The organism is Thauera sp. ZXT1-4 (assembly GCF_052598215.2).
The window spans coordinates 1-3,290 of sequence record NZ_JBQWSN020000073.1 but is presented as its reverse complement, the minus strand read 5'-3'; the positions used below and the strand labels follow the sequence as shown (position 1 = coordinate 3,290).

The following is a 3,290-nucleotide window of genomic DNA, read 5'->3' as shown; positions in this document are numbered from 1 at the left end:
AATTACATCAATGCGTTAGGCTGGATTTCCGGCTAAGCGAACACGGATTCAGGTGATTGTTTTCGTGGCGTTCTGATTCGTGTAGCAAATCCGGCAGGCTGGCATCAAGTTCGCAGGCCTGGGCAAACCTGAGAGGGTGGTCGTGTACCTGGTACAGCTCACTCAATACATGGCCGGTCAGTGGGTCGCGGTGTTGGCCGATCAGGCTGATCCAGCCGGTCAAGCGCAGCACCACCAGTACGCGCCAGGCGGTCTCGTAGCCAGCACGCTGGCCCAGCGGGATCGAGGTGAGGTAGCGGCGCAGTTGTCCAAGATTCGCCAGCGGACTGAGGCCGTCAGCGGCACGCAGCATCCGAAGCACCTGCCAGCCATTGCGTTCAAGGGGCGTCAGGCGGGTGTCGAGCATCAGGGCGGTAGGAGTGCCAAGTAAGGTCTCGCCTGCAGAGGCGTTGCTGTGAGGGTGCGTCATGTCAGTTCTCCAGAATGGCAGGCGGGTTCGCCCGATGCCCTGCATCTCACTGGAGTTCTGTTTTCATGTCAGGCAACAATAGGTTCTGCGGCACAACCCTATTTCATACCGCCGTCAGACTGTGGCCGCTGACGTTCGGTGCGCGACGGCGGGGCCTTTCCGATGCACTCGGGCATGAACAGGCAAAGCAGCATTCACGCGGTTACAACCGCTTGACTCACACATTCAGGCCAATAACAAAAGTCAGGGGTACAGTCGGATAATGGGAGGGTGAGGCCGTTGCCTGGCTTGCCACAACGACCAGGCTTGTTGCTCGGCAAGATACTGGCGAGCGCTGCCCAGTCCAGCCAGTTCCAGTCGGTGCGCGAGTTCGGCACGGACAGGCAAGCGGCCATTCAGTACGGCACGCAGATGGCGGGGGCTGAATCCCAGGTGGGTAGCCAGGGCATCGGCGTTGATGCCCAGCGCTGGAAGTACGTCAAGGCGTAGTGCTTCGCCTGGGTGAGGTGGATTGTGCATGGGGATAACGTTCTCCGGCTTCCAAGCAGAGGGACAAGCGTTATGGATGCGCACGTTGCTCGGTTGGACGATAAAAGCCTGTTTTGCTTATCCGGTTATCATTGTGCCTTAGAAAGTCCAATCGCTTTCTCCAGGACGGCTTGCAGCATTTCCTGCGATGACTGACCTTCTTTGAAGATGCTTTCAGAGAGTTTCTCGGTGTCTTCCTCGGTTGCTTGTTTGATTAGGGCGAGCGGTCCCCATTGGTCTAGTTGTTCTTGGTACAGGCTATCGATGCTGTCCCTGTGACCATCCGGGTAGGCCGCCTTTTCTACCGGAGGCAGATCATCGAAGTAGTCCAGAATGCTTTTGAAAAAAATCACGGTTATCGCCACCATTTGTTAGTTTGGCTGACAGGCTGGAGAAATATGCTTCATCCTGCTTGCTAAGTTCCCCATAAGCGGCATATCGTTCTGCTTCTGTGTAAGTTCCCGAATCATCATAGACAATGGCGCTCAAATCATTTCGAGCCATGCCTGCGAACGGATTGGAAAGATGCTTGGGCGGGGATTGGGATAGCCCGATGGCCCAATCCAGAGACTTCTGGCCTAAAGTCAATCGAGCGGGATCGTCTGTTTTTGGAAGTAAGTCGTCTTTGTTATAGCTCCCGCCTGCAATAAGGTGTCCGAAATTATAAATATCCTTCTGTCCTTTTGCATATAGGCTCTTCAACTCGCTTTGTGACATGGATGTCTGTCGCTCGATAGCACTGCTTTGAATATAGCGTGCCTGAGCGGAACTGGATATTGAAACGGTTGCGGCAGTGCTTGAGTTGGTGTTTTCAGTAGTGGACTTTGTAGTGTTCTCCGATCGCAAGCCTTCCTGAGCAGGCGCTTTTGCGGGAATGCTCGTCTGATAAGATTTGATCGAGATGTTCATGGTTTATTGTGCCTTAGAAAGCCCAATCGCTTTCTCCAGGACGGCTTGCAGCATTTCCTGCGATGACTGACCTTCTTTGAAGATGCTTTCAGAGAGTTTCTCGGTGTCTTCCTCGGTTGCTTGTTTGATTAGGGCGAGCGGTCCCCATTGATCCAGCTGTTCTTGATACAGACTGTCGATGCTGTCCCTGTAACCATCCGGGTAGGCTGCCTTTTCTACCGGAGGCAGATCATCGAAGTAGTCCAGAATGCTTTTGAAAAAATCACGATTATCGCCACCATTTGTTAGTTTGGCTGACAGGCTGGAGAAATATGCCTCGTCCTGCATGCGGAGTTCTGCTGAGGCAGCATATCGCTCGGCCATGGTGTATGTTCCGGAGTCATCATAGACCACGGCACTCAGATCATTTCGGGCCATTCCAGCAAAAGGGTTAGAAGCATTCCCCGGGGGGGATTGATGAAGGGAAATGGCGTATTCCAGAGATTTTTTTCCCAGTTCCAATCGTGCGGGATCATCTGTTTGTGGTAGCAAATCATCTTTATTGTAATTTTTGCTGCCGAGAAGTTGGCTGAAATTGTATATATCAGACCATGTACTTGAGTGTAGCTGCTTTAATTCACCTTGCGACATGGCAGCTTGGCGCTCGGTTGCGCTGCTCTGGATATAGCGGGCTTGTGCGGAGCTGGATATTGAGACGGTTGCGGCAGTGCTCGAGTTGGTGTTTTCAGCGATGGACTTTGTAGTGTTGTCCGAACGCGGTATTTCCTGGGCAGGCACTTGTGCGGGAATGCTCGCCTGATAGGATTTGATCGTGATATTCATAGCAATACTCCAAAAGCCGGAGATAACAGCATAGCTATCCCCGGCCAGAGAGCCTAGAGAAATGCCGAATTACTTGATTTCAAATTCGACTGTATAGTTGTACGGAAGCCCAGCTTGGGCCGCAGTGATGTTGGCATTACAGGTGGCGCGAGTGGTGCCAATGCTGGTGCCGGTCTTGGTCCAGCTCGGTACTTTGGTGCTTGGGTTGACCTGGTGCGATGCCGCAAAACGGCATTTCTTGTTGCCGGAAGCGTAGACGAAGCGCATGCCAGAAACCGTATCTGCAACGCTGGTCAGGTAGAAAGTTGTTGTATTGGACGGCAGGATCGAGCCTGGCGTCGGCGAGACGCTACCTGAGAAGTACTCGTAAGTGTATGCTGCTTCGGTGGTGGTGGAGTTTTTCACCTTAACGGTGACAGTAGTATTGGCCGCGTGGGCGGTTGCGACCATCGACGCGAAGAGAGCGGCTGCTCCGAACAGTTTAGCGAGTTTCATAAAATGTCCTTTTAAGGTTGATAATCTCTACAGCGCTTGTCCCTCAGCATTCAGGCAAGTACCTGAC

Annotated in this window: 6 protein-coding genes; all 6 read right to left on the bottom strand. The window is 52.9% G+C overall.

What is annotated here, in order from left to right; genetic code table 11:
- Nucleotides 1–7: 7 nt before the first annotated feature.
- The 6 genes from ACUH78_RS18925 to ACUH78_RS18900 all read right to left on the bottom strand — a co-directional run bounded on the left by ACUH78_RS18925 (nt 8) and on the right by ACUH78_RS18900 (nt 3,223).
- Nucleotides 8–469, bottom strand: coding sequence for an STY4528 family pathogenicity island replication protein (locus tag ACUH78_RS18925; RefSeq protein ID WP_445334414.1), 462 nt, complete (start codon nt 467–469; stop codon nt 8–10).
- A 243-nt stretch (nt 470–712) separates the two neighbouring features.
- Nucleotides 713–988, bottom strand: coding sequence for a HigA family addiction module antitoxin (locus tag ACUH78_RS18920; protein WP_206186202.1), 276 nt, complete (start codon nt 986–988; stop codon nt 713–715).
- Between the two features lie 98 nt (nt 989–1,086).
- Entirely contained in the window at nt 1,087–1,350 is a 264-nt protein-coding gene (locus tag ACUH78_RS18915) for a hypothetical protein (RefSeq protein ID WP_197731401.1), read from the bottom strand.
- Nucleotides 1,313–1,906, bottom strand: coding sequence for a hypothetical protein (locus ACUH78_RS18910; RefSeq protein WP_176978485.1), 594 nt, complete (start codon nt 1,904–1,906; stop codon nt 1,313–1,315). Before ACUH78_RS18910 ends, ACUH78_RS18915 begins: the two co-directional genes overlap by 38 nt.
- A 3-nt stretch (nt 1,907–1,909) precedes the next feature.
- Nucleotides 1,910–2,728 carry a hypothetical protein gene (locus tag ACUH78_RS18905; protein WP_197731400.1) on the bottom strand — a complete coding sequence of 273 codons (819 nt, stop codon included), beginning with the start codon at nt 2,726–2,728 and terminating at the stop codon, nt 1,910–1,912.
- Between the two features lie 69 nt (nt 2,729–2,797).
- A complete protein-coding gene (locus ACUH78_RS18900; protein WP_075123233.1) occupies nt 2,798–3,223 on the bottom strand; it encodes a hypothetical protein in 426 nt (141 codons plus the stop codon).
- Between the last annotated feature and the right edge of the window lie 67 nt (nt 3,224–3,290).

What these genes read in the sequence shown, in the direction of transcription:
- ACUH78_RS18925 (WP_445334414.1), bottom strand. Translation starts at nt 469, where the DNA reads ATGACGCACCCTCACAGCAACGCCTCTGCAGGCGAGACCTTACTTGGC.
- ACUH78_RS18920 (WP_206186202.1), bottom strand. Translation starts at nt 988, where the DNA reads ATGCACAATCCACCTCACCCAGGCGAAGCACTACGCCTTGACGTACTT.
- ACUH78_RS18910 (WP_176978485.1), bottom strand. Translation starts at nt 1,906, where the DNA reads ATGAACATCTCGATCAAATCTTATCAGACGAGCATTCCCGCAAAAGCG.
- ACUH78_RS18905 (WP_197731400.1), bottom strand. Translation starts at nt 2,728, where the DNA reads ATGAATATCACGATCAAATCCTATCAGGCGAGCATTCCCGCACAAGTG.
- ACUH78_RS18900 (WP_075123233.1), bottom strand. Translation starts at nt 3,223, where the DNA reads ATGAAACTCGCTAAACTGTTCGGAGCAGCCGCTCTCTTCGCGTCGATG.